At 53.4% G+C, this 14,424-nt stretch carries 14 protein-coding genes; 8 read left to right on the top strand and 6 right to left on the bottom strand.

All coding sequences use genetic code 11. The features are described 5' to 3' along the window. Positions 1–54: 54 nt before the first annotated feature. The gene (locus tag ATY27_RS07500) at positions 55–1,338 is read right to left on the bottom strand and encodes a cation:proton antiporter (RefSeq protein ID WP_208932974.1); all 1,284 of its coding nucleotides are present in this window, start codon (positions 1,336–1,338) and stop codon (positions 55–57) included. 333 nt (positions 1,339–1,671) lie between these two features. Here ATY27_RS07500 and ATY27_RS07495 point away from each other — a divergent pair, with 333 nt between their 5' ends. The 3 genes from ATY27_RS07495 to ATY27_RS07485 all read left to right on the top strand — a co-directional run bounded on the left by ATY27_RS07495 (position 1,672) and on the right by ATY27_RS07485 (position 4,823). Further along, positions 1,672–1,944 (top strand): hypothetical protein, encoded by a 273-nt coding sequence (locus ATY27_RS07495; RefSeq protein ID WP_208932972.1) that lies wholly within the window; start codon positions 1,672–1,674, stop codon positions 1,942–1,944. An 11-nt stretch (positions 1,945–1,955) separates the two neighbouring features. After that, positions 1,956–3,905 carry a tetratricopeptide repeat protein gene (locus ATY27_RS07490; RefSeq protein WP_208932970.1) on the top strand — a complete coding sequence of 650 codons (1,950 nt, stop codon included), beginning with the start codon at positions 1,956–1,958 and terminating at the stop codon, positions 3,903–3,905. A gap of 135 nt (positions 3,906–4,040) precedes the next feature. Then, on the top strand, positions 4,041–4,823 hold the full coding sequence (locus ATY27_RS07485; protein WP_208932968.1) for a peptidylprolyl isomerase: 783 nt from the start codon (positions 4,041–4,043) through the stop codon (positions 4,821–4,823). Here the strand turns inward: ATY27_RS07485 and ATY27_RS07480 are convergent. From ATY27_RS07480 to ATY27_RS07465, 4 genes are all read right to left on the bottom strand, one after another. Continuing rightward, complete coding sequence (locus ATY27_RS07480) at positions 4,755–5,000, bottom strand: cysteine-rich CWC family protein (protein ID WP_208932966.1); 246 nt, start codon at positions 4,998–5,000, stop codon at positions 4,755–4,757. The genes ATY27_RS07485 and ATY27_RS07480 overlap by 69 nt on opposite strands. Positions 5,001–5,014: 14 nt before the next feature. Next, positions 5,015–5,641 carry a GntR family transcriptional regulator gene (locus ATY27_RS07475; RefSeq protein ID WP_208932964.1) on the bottom strand — a complete coding sequence of 209 codons (627 nt, stop codon included), beginning with the start codon at positions 5,639–5,641 and terminating at the stop codon, positions 5,015–5,017. Next, positions 5,641–6,849 carry a benzoate/H(+) symporter BenE family transporter gene (locus ATY27_RS07470; protein WP_244151414.1) on the bottom strand — a complete coding sequence of 403 codons (1,209 nt, stop codon included), beginning with the start codon at positions 6,847–6,849 and terminating at the stop codon, positions 5,641–5,643. The genes ATY27_RS07475 and ATY27_RS07470 overlap by 1 nt, the downstream gene beginning before the upstream one ends. A 69-nt stretch (positions 6,850–6,918) precedes the next feature. Beyond that, on the bottom strand, positions 6,919–7,167 hold the full coding sequence (locus ATY27_RS07465) for a GNAT family N-acetyltransferase (protein ID WP_208932962.1): 249 nt from the start codon (positions 7,165–7,167) through the stop codon (positions 6,919–6,921). A 108-nt stretch (positions 7,168–7,275) separates the two neighbouring features. Here ATY27_RS07465 and prsT point away from each other — a divergent pair, with 108 nt between their 5' ends. The 5 genes from prsT (at position 7,276) to ATY27_RS07440 (ending at position 13,899) form a co-directional block, all read left to right on the top strand. Further along, positions 7,276–10,035, top strand: coding sequence for an XrtA/PEP-CTERM system TPR-repeat protein PrsT (gene prsT, locus ATY27_RS07460; protein ID WP_208932960.1), 2,760 nt, complete (start codon positions 7,276–7,278; stop codon positions 10,033–10,035). 252 nt (positions 10,036–10,287) lie between these two features. Further along, positions 10,288–11,352 carry a choice-of-anchor A family protein gene (locus tag ATY27_RS07455; RefSeq protein WP_208932959.1) on the top strand — a complete coding sequence of 355 codons (1,065 nt, stop codon included), beginning with the start codon at positions 10,288–10,290 and terminating at the stop codon, positions 11,350–11,352. Positions 11,353–11,576: 224 nt separating this feature from the next. Next, positions 11,577–12,761, top strand: coding sequence for a formate-dependent phosphoribosylglycinamide formyltransferase (purT, locus tag ATY27_RS07450; protein WP_208932957.1), 1,185 nt, complete (start codon positions 11,577–11,579; stop codon positions 12,759–12,761). A gap of 135 nt (positions 12,762–12,896) precedes the next feature. Next, complete coding sequence (locus ATY27_RS07445; protein WP_208932955.1) at positions 12,897–13,595, top strand: AAA family ATPase; 699 nt, start codon at positions 12,897–12,899, stop codon at positions 13,593–13,595. Then, the gene (locus tag ATY27_RS07440) at positions 13,552–13,899 is read left to right on the top strand and encodes a ribbon-helix-helix domain-containing protein (protein ID WP_208932953.1); all 348 of its coding nucleotides are present in this window, start codon (positions 13,552–13,554) and stop codon (positions 13,897–13,899) included. The genes ATY27_RS07445 and ATY27_RS07440 overlap by 44 nt, the downstream gene beginning before the upstream one ends. 148 nt (positions 13,900–14,047) lie before the next feature. Here ATY27_RS07440 and ATY27_RS07435 read toward each other — a convergent pair whose 3' ends face one another. Then, on the bottom strand, positions 14,048–14,407 hold the full coding sequence (locus tag ATY27_RS07435; protein WP_208932951.1) for a hypothetical protein: 360 nt from the start codon (positions 14,405–14,407) through the stop codon (positions 14,048–14,050). Between the last annotated feature and the right edge of the window lie 17 nt (positions 14,408–14,424).

The raw sequence follows: 14,424 nt of genomic DNA, 5'->3' as shown, positions 1-14,424 counted from the left end.
CAACAGCTGGCAAGGAGATCTGTCCTTGCCAGCTGTTGTCTGCTTAATGCTGCTCTAAGTCTTCAGCGCCACATTTAAAGGCGGCACCGGCGGTTTGTTATCCGGTTTTGCCATATGGCGGCCATACACCAGATGGAACAGCGGGGATGCCATTAACGTGGTGACAATCGCCATCAGCACCATAATGGAAAACAACCCTTGTTCAATCACACCAAACTTGAGCGCGATGTTGATGATTATCAGCTCCATCAGGCCGCGGGCATTCATCAGCGCCCCCACCGCCATCGCCGTGCGGTTGTCGGCGCCGCCAATGCGGGCTGCTGCCCAGCAGGCCACGCCTTTGGCAAAAATCGATGCCGCCAGAATAACTAACGCCATCAACATCACATCCGCCGAAGCCAACACATTCAGCTGTGTTTTCAGGCCAGAATAGGTAAAGAACATTGGCAGTAACACAAACACTGTCACCTTCTGCAGCCGCGCGGTGACAAGTTCAGTCAGCTTGCCACGTGGCATCGCGATACCCAGCAGGAAACCACCAAATACCGCGTGCAATCCAACCCATTCCATCGCATAGGCCGAAATCGAAAACAGCACCAGCACTAACAATAACTGGGCAGCAGACAGCACCCCGGTGTTTTCAACTTTATCCGCCAGCGGCTGCAACCAGCCCCGCACCTTGGTCAGCATCAGGCTGGCATACAACACACCACCAACCACCGCTTTAATCGCCAGTATAGTGCCTCCGCCAAAGCTGGCTAACACCACCGCCAGCACTACCCAGGCCGCTGCGTCATCAATAGCTCCGGCCGCCAATGCCAGAGTGCCCAGAGCGGTGCCGGCAAGGCCGCGTTCATAAATAATCCGCGCCAACATCGGAAACGCAGTGATCGCGATCGCCGCGCCCATAAACAAGGCCGCGTTGGCATAGGAGATATTAGCGGCAAACAGGCCTGGCTCTTCCAGTAGCCACAAACACAGCAACGCGCCGACACCGAAGGGTACTAACATGCCCGCGAGGCTGACACCCACAGCACTGCGGGCATTTTTCCGAAACAGCTGTGTGTTAAATTCCAGGCCCACCAGAAACATGTACAAACCGACGCCAAGCTGGGCGCCGAAATACAGAATGGACATCGTCTCAGGGACAAAAATACTTTTTTGCAGTTCTGGCCAGAACAGACCAAATAATGACGGGCCTAATACCACGCCGGCGATCATTTCGCCGACCACCTTTGGCTGACCGATAAACTTGGCCAGATAACCAAACACCTGTGCAGCCACAATAATCAGGGCCAGCTGCGGCAAAAACGCCAGCGCTAAATCGACATAACTCATCTGCGGTTCTCTCTTTATTTTTCAATAATGCTGATTTGAAGGTGCTGTGGGTGATGTTTGCCGATTATCGTGTCAGTGTCATTGCACCGATCTGTAGATTTGTCACCAAGATACAGATCAGCGTCCAGCGCCGCAAGCGCGAAAATCGGCGCCTCTTTTAAGCAATTGAATTTCATTTGAACAAGCTATATCGGGACAAGCAAGATCCGTTACGGTAATTTTGTTTCCGTATTTAGCACAGATAATCGTTACCTCCGATGAAGAACCGCTGGGCAGCGCTGGCCAAATCTGGCATGCTGCAGCCTTTATTCCGCATCATGGAGTCAGCCGGATATGAGTCAGGACCACGGCGATCAACTCGATCAGCAACTGTTATTTGAAGTCATTGAAAATCAACTGGCAGACGGTTACCCATTGAAAGTAAAAGCAACGCTGATGCGCTTGTGTATGACCGGTCATAGCCGGGAAGACGCGTTAGAACTGATTGCCTGCGCATTGGCACCGGAAATGTTTGCCGTCGTAGAACAGCAGCAGGAATTTAATCTGCCCCGCTACGAAGCGCACCTGGACCTACTGCCGCAAACCCCCTGGATTGAGCAAGACTGAGCCTGCCGCCGTTGAAACTATTACGCTGGCATGCGACTGCCACCCTGTTCTGTTTAAGCTGGCTGCTCAGTGGTTGCCAGCAAACCCCCACGGCCAACAAAATTGCGGTCCCGCCAGCGGGGCAACTATGGGAGCGCACCGCCACAGCCCTGCCGGCAGCCAGTGAGCTGCCCCCCTATGAAGAGCTGTATCTGAGCTTTTTAGCCAGCCGGCAAGTGCACCTGAGTGCCCAAAGCTGGCGCCAGATGCAGGAGCAGTTAATACGCACCGACATCAGCCAATGTCTGACTTTGCCCTGGCAGGAATGGCAGCGGCAAAATCTGCTGAATCTGGCCTTTTACCGGTTGGCGTTAAACTGTTATCGCGAGCATCAACAACCTGAGCAGCAACGCAAACTTCAGGCTTACCAGAGTTATCTGCGCGATGGCATCCTGCGCAGTGGTAATGGCAAAGCCAGTTTCTCTGCCTGGCGGATCAGTACATTTGCCGACGCGCATGAATTGCTCGGCCTGCTCGGTATGCAGATGCAGGATTATCATGCTGTACTCAGCGCCGCCGGCAACAGCATGCATTACGAAGTACATGCCTATGATCCGGCCGATAATCAGCTCAAAGTCGTATTTTTTGAAAACCAGCGCTATCTGCATGCCATTGACGGCCTGCCGTTTCCTTTTGTCGGGCTGATAGACGGCTGGCGCAAAGAGTTATTGCCCGAAGGTGCCAAAAGCAATCCGGCGATGATGGTCGCACTGGCCAGTGTGCTAGCAGAAGAAGGCAAGCATGCCGAGGCCGAACGCTATTTATTGACCGCGATCGGGCAAGGCTCCCTGCAGGCCAGAGTAGCACTGGCCGAACTGAGTTTATTACCCGGCATCACCCTGCAAAGTAGCAAGGCCCAATGTCTGGGCTGGCTGACAGACGCCGCCGATCAGGATTATATCCCGGCGCTGCAGCTGTTGAATTTACTGCACCAGCAGCAACTGACCGGCGGTAAACATCAGCAAGCCAGCCAGGAACTGGTGGTCTATATCAATGAAAAATCCGGCCCTGGTCAGGCGGAAGTACAGTTAGCCCGTTACCTGCTGCAAGGCAAACTGGTCAAACGCAACACCGCAGCTGCAATCACACAATTGCAGCTTGCCGCCAAAGCAGGTCATCCGGACGCAGGCAGTTTTGCCCTGCTGGCCCAGCTTGAACATCAGCAATTGCCCGCAGCCACAGCAACAGCGCAACTTAAACAACTGGCACAACAAGGCAGTACGACTGCAGCTTACCTGTATGTGTCCGATTTGATGCAACAGGCTGATTTAACTGCAGACCAGCGCCAGCAGGCTCAGCAATTGTTGCGTCGGGCCATGTTGTCATTTCACCCGGAAGCATTTTATCTGTATGGATATGGCCTGGAACGCCAATGGTTCAACGAAGCAGGCCACACCGCAGCTGATTATTACCGGCAGGCTGCGGAGCGTTACTTTGGCCGCGCAATGCTGAAACTCGGCAATATGTATCGCGAAGGCGATCAGGTCACTGCCGACCCGCAGCAAGCCAGTCGTTGGTTTTTCCTGTGTACCCGCCAGGGTGTGGCCGCCTGTGCTTTTCATGCCGGCGTGATGCTGGATGATGGCGAAGGTATTCCTGCAGATCCGGCCGGAGCAGTACGTTTTTATAACGTTGGTGCGGAACAGGGTTATGCGCCGGCATTAAACCGGTTGGCTTTGTTATATCTGTTTGGCAAAGGCACCAAAGCAGATCCGGCCAAAGCAGTGGATCTGCTGCAACAGGCGGCCGGCAAAGGCAGCATCAGCGCCAGTTATTATCTGGGACTGTTGTATTTTGAAGGGAAAGTCGTTAGCCGTAATCTGAGTAAAGCCCACCAGTATTTTGAGCAGGCGCGCGAACATCCGAACGCCCGGCATTATCTGGACAACTGGCAACAACTGAGCTCACAGCCGGCAAAATAGCTGGCTGCCCCCACCACCAGTCTGACGCCGATTACAGCATTCTGTAGTCAATTCGTCACTAAATGTAATGCTGCTCGCGGTGGCAATCTGCCGTCGGTTAAGCTGATGTTCATTTCATGTTGGAGAGAACCCCTGATGTCAAAAATCCTGCGCCCGCTGCCACTTGCCGCGTTATTAACCTCTATATGTATTGCTCAGCCTGCGCTGGCGACTGTAGTTCTGGTGAAAACCAGTCTGGGTAATTTTGAAGTAAATCTGTTTGACCAAACCACGCCGGCCACTGTGACGAACTTCCTTAGTTACGTCAAAGCCGGCAGCTACAATGGTACTTTTATCCACCGCAGCGAACCCGGTTTTGTGATCCAGGGCGGCGGTTTTAAATACAGCGGCAACAATGCGGCCCCTTTTACTGCGGTCGCGCAGCAGGCACCGGTGCGCAATGAAGCAAAATGGTCCAATGTCCGCGCCACTATCGCGATGGCTAAAGTCGCCGGCGATCCAAACAGTGCAACCAATCAGTGGTTTATCAATCTGGCCGACAACAGCGGCGGCAATCCGCAACTGGATCTGCAAAATGCCGGCTTTACGGTGTTTGGCCAAATCACCGGCAACGGCATGGAAATAGTCGACGCGATCGCTGCGTTACCAAACAAACTGAATGCCAGTTTTAACGGTGTCCCGCTGCGCAACTACACCAGTGCTGACGCCACAGCTCAGCGCGCAGTGACACAGGACAATCTGGTACTGATTGAAAGCATCAGTGTGGTGAACAGTGAAGTGAACAGCGCAAGCAGCCTGAACCCCAAAGCCAATACAGCCATTTTGCAGCAACAAACGAACAGTGGCAGCTCAGGCGGAGCCTTTGGCTTTGTATTGCTGGGCCTCGGCGCCCTGCTGGCTGTCGCCCGCCGCCGTTAATTCGGCCAGGCAGCCCGGACAATAACAGACCGCAGCCTGTGCTGCGGTTTTGCTGATGGTCTGCGGCAATAGCGGTACCTGCCGGCACCAGCAGTCTGTGCTGCCAGTGACTACCGCACACTGATTCGGCTGGCCGCAGCGCGGGCATATCGTGGCGTCCGTGAGTGTCTCAAGCATAGTCAGCTCCTGATTCATGCCAGTGCCAGATGCTGTTGCAACGTCGTCGCTGCGTCGGCAATATGCCGCTGCAACAAAGCTACGGCCAGATCTGGCTGATTGTCGCGCAATAACTGCAACAGTTGCTGATGCTCAGCCGCACTTTGTGCAGCATAACCCAGACTGACCTGCTGAAACCCCAGATACATTTCCACTTTCAGATGCAGTTGCTGCAACAACTGCAACAACGTCGGCATGGCACAAGGCTGATACAGTAACTGATGAAACTGCCAGTTCAGCTCGCCATGGCGGAGTGGATCAGTGCCCGCCTGTGCTGCCGCGCGCAGACAGTCTTCTGCCGCCCCCAGGATGGCAAAATTCAGCTGAGGGATCGCCAGACGCAGCGCCAGTGGCTCCAGTTGTTGACGGATCAGGCACAGCTCCTGTGCTTCTGCTGCAGACAAGGGCGGGATCATCAGACTGGCTTTACCGGCGCTGACCAGCCAGCCTTCCGCCGCCAGACGGGCCAGCGCGTCACGCACCGGAATGCGGCTGGTCTGATAATAATCGGCCAGTGTCTGCTGTTTCAGCGGCTGGCCCTGTGGCCAAATACGCCGGCGGATGTCGTCGCGGATCTGCAGATATAATTCGGCTTTATTCATCAGGCCCGCCAGCGCTGCAACAGTAACACCAGCACCCCAAGCACCAGCCCCCAGAATGCAGACGCAATACCAAAGAAACTGACGCCCGATGCGGTCAGTAAAAACGTCAGCATCGCCGCCTCGCGATATGGGCCGTCGTTGCTGACGACGGATAAATTTGAGGCAATAGTCACCAACAACGCCAGGCCGGCCACCACCGCCACCAATGCCGGCGGGAACGCTAAAAACAACGCAACGATGGTCGTTCCGGCCAGGCCGGTCAGCAGATAAAAAATGCCGGCGGCAATCCCGGCGCGATAACGTGAGGCCGGATCTGGATGGGCTTCAGGCCCACTGCAAATGGCTGCTGTGATTGCCGCCAAATTGATAGAAAAATTGCCAAATGGCGCAGTGACCAGCGTCAATAATCCGGTCGCCGTTAAGATGGGCGACACCGGCGTCTGGTAACCCTGGCTACGCAACACCGCAAGGCCTGGCACATTTTGCGACGACATCGTGACCAAAAACAGCGGCAAGCCGACACCCAGCAGTGCCTGCCAGTTCCACTGCGGCCACACCCACTCCAGCTGCACCAATGCAGGTTGTAGCTGTTGCAACGACCACTCGCCGCGCAGCAAAGTGAACACCACGCCGGCCAGCAACACCAGCGGAATGCTGTATCGTGGCAAAAAACGCCGGCTTAACACAAATAGCACCACGCTGCCGATCACCAGCAGCGGTGCTTGCGGTAAATGCCGAAAAATCCCCAACCCGAATTGCAGCAAAATGCCGGCGAGCATGGCGGCGGCAAGAGGAAGCGGCAATGCCCTGGTTACGCGGTCAAACCAACCGGACAGGCCGAGCAGCAACGTCAGTAACGCGCTGAACATAAACACACCGACCGCCTCCGCCAGACTGTAGCCGGTCAGGCTGGTCGCCAACAATGCAGCCCCCGGCGTCGACCACGCAGTCAATACCGGGGCTTTAAAGTACCAAGAGAAGCCGATACAGGTCGCCCCCATGGCAAAACCAAGGATACCAATCCAGCTGGCGATTTGTGCGGCATTGGCGCCCGCAGCGGCCGCAGCCTGAAACACAATGGCCACCGAACTGGCAAAGCCAACCAGCACAGCGACAAAACCGGCCACCCAGTGCGAACCGCTCCAGCCGGCAGGCATGGGCGCCCGCTGCAAAGGCGATTCATTGGATTGAACTTGCTGTTGGGTCATAAGCTGCTGCCTTTCCTAAATTTGCATACACTATATAAATTTGTATACATTTCCCAGATATTGCAAGTGTTATAACGCCCGCGCCACATAACTGCAGCTGGCGTGGATCTGCAGCTGCTGCTGTCGGGCCCAGCTTAGTGCGGCCTCTGTCAACAGCGCTGCGATACCATGCCCGCGCAACTCAGGCGGCACAAAGGTATGATAAAAATCGACCGCACTATGGCCATTGATTTGCAGCAACCGATAGTCCAGCCGCGCTTCAGCCTGCCCGGTCTGATAGAGAAAACAACTCTCTTGCGGTCGATGTTCTACCTGCATTTTATTGCTCCTGTGATGTATTCCTTTTGCGGCTGGCGTCAGACAAACTTTGCGCATGACAACGCTATCAATTAAAGTGGTCACCAGCCTGGCTGTGAAGGAATTGTAATGAACCTGCGTTTACTTGCTGTGATGGTTGCCGTATTGGCGCAACCGGTTTTAGCTGCGGATACTGCCGCCGCTTATTATGAAAAAGCCCGTCAATACAGCCAGCAACAACAATGGCGTGAAGCAGAGCTCGAGCTGCGCAACAGTCTGCAACAAAATCCGGCCTATTTACCAGCCCGGTTGATGTTGGGACAAGTGTTATTAAAGGCCGGCAACTGGAGCAGTGCCGAAAAAGAACTACAGCTCGCGCTCGATGGCGGCGCCGCCGCTGAACCATTGATTTATGATTTGATGCGTGCACTGCTTGCCCAGCAAAAAACCAATGATGTGGCATTTCTGCTGGATCGCTACCCGCAGTACAAAGCGCAGCCGGCGTATCAGCTGATGCGTGCCAATCTGCACAAAGCGCAATATCAGTACGAAGAAGCAGTGACGTTGTATCAGCAAAGCCTGAGTCAGGCCGATGCAACGCTCGCTGATGAAATCCGATTTCAGTTGGCGGAACTGCGACTGAAACAACAACAATTCTCGCAGATCCCGCCGCTGCTGAGTGCTATCCGCACCGACGGTGCTTTTGGTAAAAAAGCACAATATTTGCAGGCACAACTGTATTTAATCCAGCAACAACGCGACGATGCGCTGAAGATTTATCAGCAATTGTTGAACCAGGACGACAGTGATGCAATCGCGCTGCTGGGTAAAGCACAGGTCCTGCAGCAACAAGGAAAACTGGCGGATGCATTAAACGCCATCGTCAGTTATCGCGAAAAATTCCCATATAACCCTTATGGTCAGCTGATCCACGCCGCATTGATTGGTCTGCAGGGCGACAACAAAGAACAAAACCGCATGTTGCGTCAAGTTCAGATGCAACTGAACAATCTGCCGGAAAACGCCAAAGAACAAGAAGATGTGTTGTTGCTCGCCGCGACGATGGATTTCAGTCAGGAAAAGTTTGAGCAGGCGATCCTGAAACTGCGCCGGGCGCTGAAATTGTACCCGGCAAACTATCAGGTCCACCAACTGCTGGCGCAGAGTTACCTGCAACTGGGCGACGCCAAAACTGCCAGCGGGTTCAGCCGCCAAGCCCTGACGCTGAATCCGGCCGATTTTCAGCTGTATTTGTTAGGCGCTGCCGTCGCCAGGGCACAGCGCGATCCGGCCACTGAGCTGAAGCTATTGCAGCAAGCCTTTACTGCGTTTCCGCAACAGCCTGAGATCCGTAAAGCCTATGTCCAAAGCCTGCTCAGTAACAATCAAAGTGCAGAAGCCCGGCGTTTATTGACCGAACAGGGCGGCACCAGTCAGCAGGCCGATCTGATCGTTCTGGGCTATTTGCAGCTGGAACAAGGCATGCTGAATGAGGCGCGCCAGACCGCCGCAGACTTATTAAAAAGCGACCAGTCTAAAGTGGAAATTTTCCAGTTGGCCGGAGATGTTGCTGCCAAATCGGCCGACGCCGATCTCGCCAGGCAATTTTTTCAGCAGGCGCTGACGCTGGATGCAAACTACAAACCCAGCCTGCTATCTCTGGCGAGTCTGGCACTGCAGCAGCAAGACTGGAACAGTGCGATGCAGGCGTATCGCACGCTGCTGCAAAAAGACGCCGCCGACCCGTTGGTGTTACAGCTGATGGCCGACGCTGCGTTACGCCTGGGTAAAGCGCCAGACGCTATCCATTATTTACAACAGCTGGATCAACAGGATTTGAAACTGGTGCCGGCACGAATGGCATTGCTGGAACTATATCTGCAAACCAATGCGTTAGCAGAAGCCAAAGCTCTGGCTGAACAGCTGACGGAACAGACTGACATCAGTACAGATCTGTATTTTGCCAAAGCCCGGCTGGCATTGCAGCAGCAGGACCTGGCCGAAGCAAAGCGGCTCAGCGAGATCCTGTATGGTCTTTGGTACGATCAATCCTGGCGTCTGCGCGACCTCGCCGATCTGCAACTGCGCAGCCAGGATAACAGCGGCGTGGCAAAAACACTGGCCCGGCTGCAGGCACTGGATGCCGATGAAGCCAGTGTCGGCTTGTTGCAGGCAAGGCTGGCACTGTTGGAACAACGCTTTGCTGATGGCATGAAATTGCTGCAAAAACTGCAAAGCAGTCTGGGCCAACAACCCGCCTTCGCCGAACTGAAAGCACATTTCCATCTGGCGCAAGGTCAGGATCAGGCCGCTGTGGCGCTACTGGCCCCCCTGTTTAAACAATCCGGCGATCAACGGCATCTGTTGCTGTTACTGCGCGCACAACGTCAGGATCCCACGGCGATTCAGCAACTGCTGTGCGATTGGTTAAACCAGCATCCAACTGACTTAAGCGCGACAATGTTATTGGCGGAGCAGCTGGAACTGGCGGGACTGCCAGATCAGGCGCGGACTTTATATCAGCAAAGCCCGTTGCTGGACTCTCAGGCCGTCCTGCAAAACAATCTGGCCGTGTTGTTATTTGAGACAGATCCGCAACAGGCACTTAAACTGGCGCAAAAAGCGCATCAGGCGATGCCGGAACAGCCGGACATTCTCGACACTTATGGTTATGCGCTGGTCAAAGCGGGTCAGGCTGAACAGGGGCTTGGCGTACTGCGTGACGCGGAGATCCGCCAGCCAAATTCAGTGCTGTTACAGCTGCATATTGCGGCCGCTCTGCAGCAATTAAAAAGACCAGAAGAAGCGAAGGCTGTCCTGCTTCAGCTCAAAGATCGTCCGCTCAGCGCAGCAGAACTTAAGCTGTTACAGCAACTGCAGAAAAACTGAAAAAAGGTACAGTCAGCGCAAAAACGTCCCTGAGCGGGCTGAATTTAACAGTGAACACCATGAAATGTTGCTGATTTATTGACAAACACTTTGCTTTAGCATGTTCTTATATTATTGATTATTATTAATAATATTTCTGCGCTAAGGCACATTTACCGATTCGCCAAAATTTCAAAAAGACAGCGTTGTCAAGAACAGGACTGATCGGGTATCATTGCGCAAATTTTCAGCAGCATTTTGCAGGAGTCTGCGATGAAGTTAGCAGTTGTATTCAGTCTGGTTATGGCCAGCCTGTGCAGTATGGCCAGTCAGGCCGGTGGGATCAGCCTCGGTCAGGCTGCAAACTACAACGTGTTTGTGAAAGAAAACTTCAGCGCCAGTTCGTCTGATACCGAAGGTGCTGCGGCCATTGGCGGTAATTTACTGGTCAACGGCGGTTACGATTTTGGTTACGTCAACAGCAGCGCGCCGGCGACCGTCACAGTCGGTGGTAATGTGGTGAAATCCGGTTACGGCCACCTGAATGTGTATGACGGCGCCGGCAACAGTAAACTCGGTGATTTGGTTTATGGTGGCAGTTACAGCGTCAGCAATGGTGGTGTTGGCACCGCCTCCACTACCAAAGCCCCTTCCAGCGTCGATTTCAACAGTGCTTTCACTCACCTGAACAAACTGTCGGATGAACTGGCGGCAAAAACTACTCCAGCCGTTGGCGTGAACCGCAATATCCAGGATGGTGTGCTGGTGTTTACTCCAGCCAAAGTCACTGCTGACAACGTTTATGTCTTTAATGTCACTCAGGACGACCTGAACCAGTTCCACACGGTCCGCGTCGACAACGCCAACATCAGCAAAGACGCTTTAATCGTGTTCAACATGAGCAACCCGAACGGTTCTCAGGCCAAAAACTGGACACCACAAGCTAAATGCGCCGTCGGCCAAAAAGATTGTATGTCTATGACTCAAGTCCGCTATGAAGTGGGCGACCTGAACAGCAATAGCCCAGCCATCGCCAATCATGTGCTGTTTAACTTCAACGGTATCAATGATCTGCGCATCTCATCTTCTGTATACGGGTCTATTCTGGCGCCAAAAGCTGCCGTCTCAACCGAATGGGGTGTGATTTGGGGTCAAGTGATGGCGAAATCCTGGAGCGGTAATCAGCAAGTCAACTGGTCACCATTGGATATTCCGCCAGGTGGCAATACCAGCGTCAGCGCCCCTGCCCCAACGGCTTTGTTACTGCTGCTGCCGGCATTGTTCTGGTTCCGCCGTCGCGCTACTGGGCGTCTGCCACAGGTCGCTATGGCCAGCTAAGCTGAGCTGAGCGCTGAACCATCATCAAACGGACCTGCGGGTCCGTTTTTTGTCTGCATTTTTCATGGTTAAACAACAGGTCAGCAGTCATCTGCGGTGGCTGATTCATTCATTAGCGGGCAGTCCGCAATCAAATGCGGCAAAGACTGCAATAAAGGTTGAAAAACCCAGCCTGATCAGTAATCTGAAGCCCATAGCCGAAGCAATGAAGATCGAGAATAATCATGCCGATGATTGGAACTCCCGGCAGTCCCCACAGCACCAAAGTGCTGTTATTGGGCTGCGGTGAACTGGGTAAAGAAGTATGTCTGGAACTGAAACGTTATGGCTGTGAAGTGATCGCCGCCGACCGCTATCCCAACGCGCCGGCCATGCAGGTCGCTGATCGTCATTATGTCATTTCGATGCTGGATGGTGCCGCGCTGCGTCAGCTGGTGATCCGCGAAAAACCGCATTTTATCGTGCCGGAAATTGAAGCTATTGCCACCGCAACCTTGCTGGAGCTTGAACAAGAGGGATTCTGCGTGATCCCAAGTGCCCGTGCGGCACACCTGACCATGAACCGGGAAGGCATCCGGCGCTTGGCTGCTGAAGAACTGGCACTGCCAACATCCCGTTATCGCTTCGCTGACGACCACGCGAGTTATCTGGACGCCGTGGCTGAAATTGGTTATCCCTGCGTGGTGAAACCGATCATGTCATCATCCGGCAAAGGCCAGTCCGTGCTGAAAAGTCCGGCAGATCTGCAAAATGCCTGGTTGTATGCCCAGGAAGGCGGCCGTGCAGGTAAAGGCCGGGTTATTGTCGAAGGTTTTGTCGATTTTGATTACGAAATCACCTTGCTGACTGTGCGTACAGCGGATGGTCATACCCAGTTCTGTGAACCTATTGGCCACCGGCAGGAACGGGGCGACTACCGCGAATCCTGGCAACCACAACAGATGTCAGCTGCCGCCCTGGCAAGTGCCCGCGATTACGCCAGCCGGATCACCACCGCGCTGAGAGGCCGTGGTTTATTTGGCGTCGAGCTGTTTGTTAAAGGCGATGACGTCTGGTTCAGCGAAGTCTCTCCGCGCCCGCATGACACCGGTATGGTCACATTGATTTCGCAGAATTTATCAGAATTTGCCCTGCATGCCCGCGCGATCCTCGGTCTGCCAATCCCAACAATCCGACAGTACGGCCCAGCAGCATCCGCTGTGTTATTGGTTGCCGGTCATTCCAACCAGATGCAATATGGTAATCTGGCTGCGGCGCTGAGCGCACCAGACACCGAACTGCGCTTGTTTGGCAAACCGGAAGTGCAGGGCGAACGGCGGTTAGGCGTCGCACTGGCGCTGGGCGAGACCACTGATCAGGCGGTGACAAAAGCCCTGCAGGCGATAGCTCAGATAAAGGTTCAGTTGTAAAAAACAGACGGTGGCTGATTAAGCCGAAGTCTCCTACACTGTAAACGGACTGCCTGTTCCGAGGCAGTCTGCACAACCTGCAGTTCTGCAAAAGCAGTGCTGAATTGTTTTGGTCGCGACTAAGAGGGAAGCTCCATGATTTTGTTAGTTGGCGGTGAGAAAGGCGGCAGTGGCAAAAGCTGTCTGGCGCAGAATATCGCGGTGTATTTTTCCAGCCTGAAAAATGCCAATGTCATCCTGGTCGATTGTGACCCGCAACGCACCACATCTGACTGGGTACAGGAGCGCCATTTGTCGCCCCAGGTCCAGTGGATCAACTGCGTACAGATGTACGGGAAAATCCGTTACGAATTAAAGAGTCTTGAACACCACTATGACTATGTCATCGTTGACTGTGGTGGTCAGGATAGCGTGGCGTTACGTTCAGCCATGTCAGTTGCCTCCCATGTGCTGTTACCGCTGCGACCGAAGCGACGCGACCTGAAAACTCTGGAGCATCTGGAAGATCTGGTCAGTAACTGTAACGTGGTCAATCCGGATATGATTGTCGCCTGTGTCCTGACGCAGTGTCCTTCACTGCCAAATCAGGGTGGTCGTATTCTGGAAGCCAAAGACGTGGTGCGCTCATTCAGTCTGCGCGTGCTCAACTCAGTCACTTTCAGCCGCAATATTTATGATGACAGTGAAGAAAAAGGCATGTCGGTGATGGATACTGAACCTGATGGCAAAGCCGCCAGTGAAATCAAAGACATCATTCAGGAATTATTGGCAATGAAGGCGATACAAGAAGATGGCATTGACCGATCTGAAAAAAAATTCAACACGATCGAATAAGCAGGCTTTTTCCGTCGATGAATTTATTGCCGACGCTGAAAATTATGCGATGGGTAAACCGCAAATTGTCAGTGTACGTCATGTTGCCGGCGATGAACTGGAGCCTTTAATCAACAAAGGGCCGATGCGTCATGCGACTTTTACTTTGAGCGAAGAGGCGATCGGTGTGTTGAATCAGCTCAGTCTGGAAACTGGCGTATCAAAGTCAAAGCTGATCCGTCAGTTAATTCTGAATGTTGACGCGCAAAATCAAAGTGTCGTGATCCAAAGTGGCCAGGCAGTTGTGGTCAAAAAAATCGAATAGAATCATCAATGGCGGTTTGATGGAATGCAACAAAGCGGTCGGATGACCGCTTTTTTTATGCGGCAATTTAAGACGACAACTTTAAAGGCCATCGTCTGGTACGCTTAAAAAACAGGTCCGTCCTTAGGGCACCTGCATTACCGCCTAATTAACGCAGACCGTGTTCAAAGTCTTTGATCGTGCTACAAATCCGGTTTTGCGTTTCGCCAAAAAACAACGGATTAAACTGTTTTTCTTTGCAATAAGCCTGGTAGAACGCAATCAGTTCAGCCCGACTTGATGTTATACGCTTCAGTTCTTCTTGCTGCTTCTGTCCGAGCTCAGCCGAAAAATTGGCAAAACGCGTTTCGATTGTGCGCAGTACCTGCTCGCCGTGCACCTGGCTGGCATTGCCGGCAGTTTCAGCAAACAGGCCGTAAAGCTGCTCTTTATATGGTTTTAACCGCGGATGGTCAGAAAAAGTCGCAACCAGCAAGATTGCCACAATGACCCACAAAAATTTCTTCATACTGCCCCCATATTGTT

The organism is Rheinheimera sp. F8, assembly GCF_001518915.1.
Note: the sequence above shows the minus strand (reverse complement) of the source record. Positions and strands in the feature narration are given on the sequence as shown.

Bases quoted from the DNA above. Each gene is read 5' to 3' on its own strand.
- ATY27_RS07500 (WP_208932974.1), bottom strand. From the start codon at position 1,338: ATGAGTTATGTCGATTTAGCGCTGGCGTTTTTGCCGCAGCTGGCCCTG.
- ATY27_RS07495 (WP_208932972.1), top strand. From the start codon at position 1,672: ATGAGTCAGGACCACGGCGATCAACTCGATCAGCAACTGTTATTTGAA.
- ATY27_RS07485 (WP_208932968.1), top strand. From the start codon at position 4,041: ATGTCAAAAATCCTGCGCCCGCTGCCACTTGCCGCGTTATTAACCTCT.
- ATY27_RS07480 (WP_208932966.1), bottom strand. From the start codon at position 5,000: ATGCTTGAGACACTCACGGACGCCACGATATGCCCGCGCTGCGGCCAG.
- ATY27_RS07475 (WP_208932964.1), bottom strand. From the start codon at position 5,641: ATGAATAAAGCCGAATTATATCTGCAGATCCGCGACGACATCCGCCGG.
- ATY27_RS07470 (WP_244151414.1), bottom strand. From the start codon at position 6,849: ATGACCCAACAGCAAGTTCAATCCAATGAATCGCCTTTGCAGCGGGCG.
- ATY27_RS07465 (WP_208932962.1), bottom strand. From the start codon at position 7,167: ATGCAGGTAGAACATCGACCGCAAGAGAGTTGTTTTCTCTATCAGACC.
- prsT (WP_208932960.1), top strand. From the start codon at position 7,276: ATGAACCTGCGTTTACTTGCTGTGATGGTTGCCGTATTGGCGCAACCG.
- ATY27_RS07455 (WP_208932959.1), top strand. From the start codon at position 10,288: ATGAAGTTAGCAGTTGTATTCAGTCTGGTTATGGCCAGCCTGTGCAGT.
- purT (WP_208932957.1), top strand. From the start codon at position 11,577: ATGCCGATGATTGGAACTCCCGGCAGTCCCCACAGCACCAAAGTGCTG.
- ATY27_RS07445 (WP_208932955.1), top strand. From the start codon at position 12,897: ATGATTTTGTTAGTTGGCGGTGAGAAAGGCGGCAGTGGCAAAAGCTGT.
- ATY27_RS07440 (WP_208932953.1), top strand. From the start codon at position 13,552: ATGGCATTGACCGATCTGAAAAAAAATTCAACACGATCGAATAAGCAG.
- ATY27_RS07435 (WP_208932951.1), bottom strand. From the start codon at position 14,407: ATGAAGAAATTTTTGTGGGTCATTGTGGCAATCTTGCTGGTTGCGACT.